Raw genomic sequence first — 4,127 nt, forward strand, 5'->3', positions numbered from 1 at the left:
CGCGGGCCAGGCCGCCAGCGCACCGATGCCGCCGACCCAATGGTCGTACGACAAGAACCTGAAGATGGCGCCGAACGACACCGCGAAGGCGAAGGCGCTGCTCGCGAAGGCCGGCTATCCGAACGGTTTCGACATCACGCTGTGGGCGATGCCGGTGCAGCGCGCGTACAACCCGAACGCCCGCCTGATGGCCGAGATGATCCAGGCCGACTGGGCGAAGATCGGCGTGAAGGCGAAGATCGTCACGTACGAGTGGGGCGAGTACATCAAGCGCGCGCACACGGGCGAGCAGGACACGATGCTGATCGGCTGGACGGGCGACAACGGCGACCCGGACAACTGGCTCGGTACGCTGCTCGGCTGCGAGGCGATCAAGGGCAACAACTTCTCGCACTGGTGCTACAAGCCGTTCGACGATCTCGTCCAGAAGGGCCGCACGGCGACGGGCCAGGACGCGCGCTCAAAGCTCTATATGCAGGCCCAGCAGATCTTCGCGCAACAACTGCCGTTCTCGCCGATCGCGAACTCGACGGTCTACCAGCCGGTACGCAAGAACGTGGTCGACATGCGCATCGAGCCGCTCGGCAATCCGCGATTCGACGGGGTCAGTGTGAAGTGACCGGACGGCGGTCCGTTCACACGATATGGTTTGTATTGGCTCGATCACTGGGCAGCCCGTCGCCCCGAGCGGCGACGCGCTTGAGGTGATGCAGCATGCTCGGGCACCCGTCAGTCAGTTGCCGTACACGTCGAAAGAGAAATACTTCTGGGCGATTTTCTCGTATGTTCCATCTTTGCGCATGCTTGCGATCGCCTGGTCGATCTGCGCGGCGTTGTTGCATAAATCAGGCGTGAGGACGAAGTGGTGCCTTTGTTCATGTGTGCGATTCGCAGACATCGTTTCACTTTTTTGAAGGCCGTTTCTTTGGCGCGTCGGAACCCGTGGCGACCGTAGGGGACACGGGTTCCAACGCGCGCCGATGATGTTCGCCGAGGATTTTGTCGACCCGCCATTCGCGATGCCGAATTCGCTCTTTCCGCTCGTCGTACGCACTTTCCACCTCCTCCGCGAGAGGTGTGATTTCACCCAGCTCCGCAATGCGGTCAACGGGAGTCTTTCCACCAAGTGAGCCGTGTGGGCGACGCCAGTTGTAGTCGAACTGCCACTCTTCGATTCGCAAGTCGATTGCCCGCTCTGTCGGGGCATGGTGGAACCAGAACTCGTTCAGGTCAGTAAGCTGCGAACGTTCAACCTTCCCATTGAGGTGCGGCGAACGTGGTGGAATTGGCCGAAATTTGATGCACTCGTTCATCAGGCGCCGCTGCACGGATTCAGCGAAGAACTCGCCGCCGCGGTCGGTCTGGATACGCTGAATCGGAAACGGCATTTCCTCGACGACACGATCAAGGAAAAGCAGCGTATTTCGGGCATTTCTTCGAGGGTAGACGGCCAGTACACGAAACCGAGAACAGTCATCGATGGCCGTGTACTGGTAGACGCCTCGCGCAATCTTCATCGTGTCCATCTGGACGCGGTCTCCGGGAACCGGACGACTGTAGCGCCTCGGTTGTGCCGGCCTCCTGGGGCGAACCAACGGCTTCACGGACGCTTCGCACAGAACCTTGTGAATGGTCGCAAGGGACAGTTCTCTTTGCTCGTGCAGACGCAATTCGTTCTGAATCCGCCGTGCGCCCTTGCGTTCAGCCCGCAGGCGAAGAATCGTTGCCTGATCTGCGTCAGAGACCTTTCGATTCGGGCTGGTCAGAGGGCGACGGCTTTGAGAGCGAAGACCGTCTTCTCCCGCTTCCTGGTAGCGGCGCAGCCACTTGCGAAGCGTTGGCCTAGAAATGCCACAACGTGTGCACACGAGACCGGCGTTGCCGGTCTCGTGATACATGCGCACCCAACGTAATCGCATCGAGATTTCGCGCTCCATCGTCCCATATTAGTTGAAACGATGTCCGTGAATCACACATCTACGCGACCACACCCGCCAACGTGACAGTGCCCATTGGACCCTTGACCAACTGGTCCAGCAGTTCCTTGGGCAGTTCAGGCAGCGGCCCGCGGGCCGCTGCCTGACGCGCTACGGTTTGTCTCTTCTTCTTCATTGGCATATCCATGGCTTTTACACCTCTTGATATGCCCCGCACACAAAATGACGGATAGGTCCGAGCCGATGGGCAGGTATCCTCAAATTGAACCACGTCGCAATGTGCTACGAAACTTCGCTTTTTCGGGCGAGACCCTATCGGAAGTCGCCTATATTCCGATACGAGGTGAGCAGCCGGTTACGCTGCATTGCCCTGTTACATATAAAGCGGGTTGCTCCAAGCTCTCACCACGCCCGTCTCACCCATACCGTAAATGAGACTCGGTGGTCCATCGAATAGCCAGCCGACACAGTGCGAGCAAGACGTTTCGGAAGGCGGGCATCCGCCTTCTGGAACGGACGTCCCGCCGTTGCGGCCGACCATAGGGAAATCAGGCGCGCCGCTGCTCCATGGCCTGCAGTCCTTGCGTGAGGACGCTCAGGCTCTGTATGAGCGGCGGGTCGCCTATGATACAAGCGGTCCGGGAGGCAACTCGCAAGGCTATTGGCAAGTAGCACGTTTCTCGTCGGGCCGTCCCGCTGCAACTCCACCGTCGCTGCCACAGCAGCCATCGTTTCAGTCGCGGGTCACGGACCCCTTGAACCAATACGTCCCGCACGGCGAACCGACTAACGTGCTACCGCCGCTGCCGCCGCAGCCATCGTTTCAGTCGCGGGTCGCGGACTCCGTGGACCAATACGTATCGCACGGCGAACCAACCAACGTGCCGCCGCCGCAGCCATCGTTTCAGTCGCGGGCCGCGGACTCCGTGGACCAATACATATCGCACGGCGAACCAACCAACGTGCTGCCGCCGCAGCTACAATTTGCAGCCACGGCGTCAGCAGAATTCCAAGCTTCGCGGCAGCCATTGACACCTTCGTTATGGCAAAGCAACGCTGATCCGCGCCCGGCCACCAACAAAGCGGTTGCTGCGGCAAGCTCGATCCCGGAGAATTTGGCGGGAGCGAAACCGCCCGATCAGCGGTTGCACCCCGCCAGCCTGACGCCCGGCCGTCCAATGGGCGCCATGAGCAGCGCGCAGTCCACGCTTGTTATGACGACAGCGGAAGCTCTCAAGCTGCCTGCCGTCGTCAACCACGCCCGTCTCGTGCTGTTCAGCAATCGTCAAAGCATGAACAAGGACTATGTTGGCGAACAGTTCGGCCACGTTTGGGGCACCGCGGTCGCCTATCTCAATGATGTCGAACGCGCCAAATACAAGGTGACTGTCCAGAACGGACTGGTCCTCGACGCTCAAGGTCTCCCCTTCGACACAAGTGCAGCCTCCACTGCGTTCGCCAATAATAAGGGCCGGGCGATTTTCGTGATGGATCACTACGGAGATATCTATGTCTCGAATATGCAGACGAGCGGAAAATTTCATCATTCTAGCTTTCTTGCCGGTGCTCCCGTTGCCGCAGCAGGTGACATCCGCATCGAGAACGGCAAAGTAAGGATCATTTCACGCAAGAGCGGACACTACCAACCAACCACCGAGCAGCTGAAGCAGTTTGAAAATCGGCTGCACAGTCTCGGCATACACGATTTCAGCATCGATGAAAACCTCAGTTAATACCAGGTACCTCAGGATACCGATAAGCATGCTGTACGACATCGAAAATATCGAAGCTTTCGCTGGGCTCGACCGCGATGCGATCGCAAAATTGCCGAGCGAATATTCAGAAGACGAACTTCGCGGTATTGTAGCGGCATTGAAATTCGCTAAACGCAACCTGGATTTCGATTACAGGAGTTTTTCGCCCGACTTGCCATACTCGAGCGGCCAGATATACCGTTTCCTTGTCAAAATTCATGATTCGATCGCTTACCATTCCGAACTCATGCGTGAGTGAGCCTAAAGTGTGGTGCAATAACGACCGCAGGATCTGTTGGGCACTGTCAACTTGCGGGACTTCGTCGATGAAAATGCATAAGAGACGGTTTCAAAAAGGCCCCGTAGGGCTGTTAACTTTCGCGGCGAGCTGTTAACCTCAGGCATCGGAACAACCGAGACTGAGGAGATGGCCAAG

At 58.3% G+C, this 4,127-nt stretch carries 5 protein-coding genes; 3 read left to right on the top strand and 2 right to left on the bottom strand.

The window, feature by feature from the left end; genetic code table 11:
- Nucleotides 1-619 (top strand): ABC transporter substrate-binding protein (locus tag ACV22V_RS32185; protein ID WP_448016762.1); only part of this gene is annotated, 619 nt, incomplete at its 5' end.
- Nucleotides 620-902: 283 nt separating this feature from the next.
- Here ACV22V_RS32185 and ACV22V_RS32190 read toward each other — a convergent pair.
- Both ACV22V_RS32190 and ACV22V_RS32195 read right to left on the bottom strand, forming a co-directional pair.
- Nucleotides 903-1,919, bottom strand: coding sequence for an IS481 family transposase (locus ACV22V_RS32190; RefSeq protein ID WP_448016768.1), 1,017 nt, complete (start codon nucleotides 1,917-1,919; stop codon nucleotides 903-905).
- 58 nt (nucleotides 1,920-1,977) lie between these two features.
- Entirely contained in the window at nucleotides 1,978-2,112 is a 135-nt protein-coding gene (locus tag ACV22V_RS32195; protein ID WP_448016770.1) for a hypothetical protein, read from the bottom strand.
- 670 nt (nucleotides 2,113-2,782) lie between these two features.
- Between ACV22V_RS32195 and ACV22V_RS32200 the strand changes: the two genes are divergently transcribed.
- Nucleotides 2,783-3,670 carry a hypothetical protein gene (locus tag ACV22V_RS32200; protein WP_448016764.1) on the top strand — a complete coding sequence of 296 codons (888 nt, stop codon included), beginning with the start codon at nucleotides 2,783-2,785 and terminating at the stop codon, nucleotides 3,668-3,670.
- Nucleotides 3,671-3,698: 28 nt separating this feature from the next.
- Nucleotides 3,699-3,950, top strand: a complete 252-nt coding sequence (locus ACV22V_RS32205; RefSeq protein ID WP_448016766.1) for a hypothetical protein — start codon at nucleotides 3,699-3,701, stop codon at nucleotides 3,948-3,950.
- Nucleotides 3,951-4,127 lie beyond the last annotated feature (177 nt).

It is taken from the genome of Burkholderia sp. AW33-5, assembly GCF_053427615.1.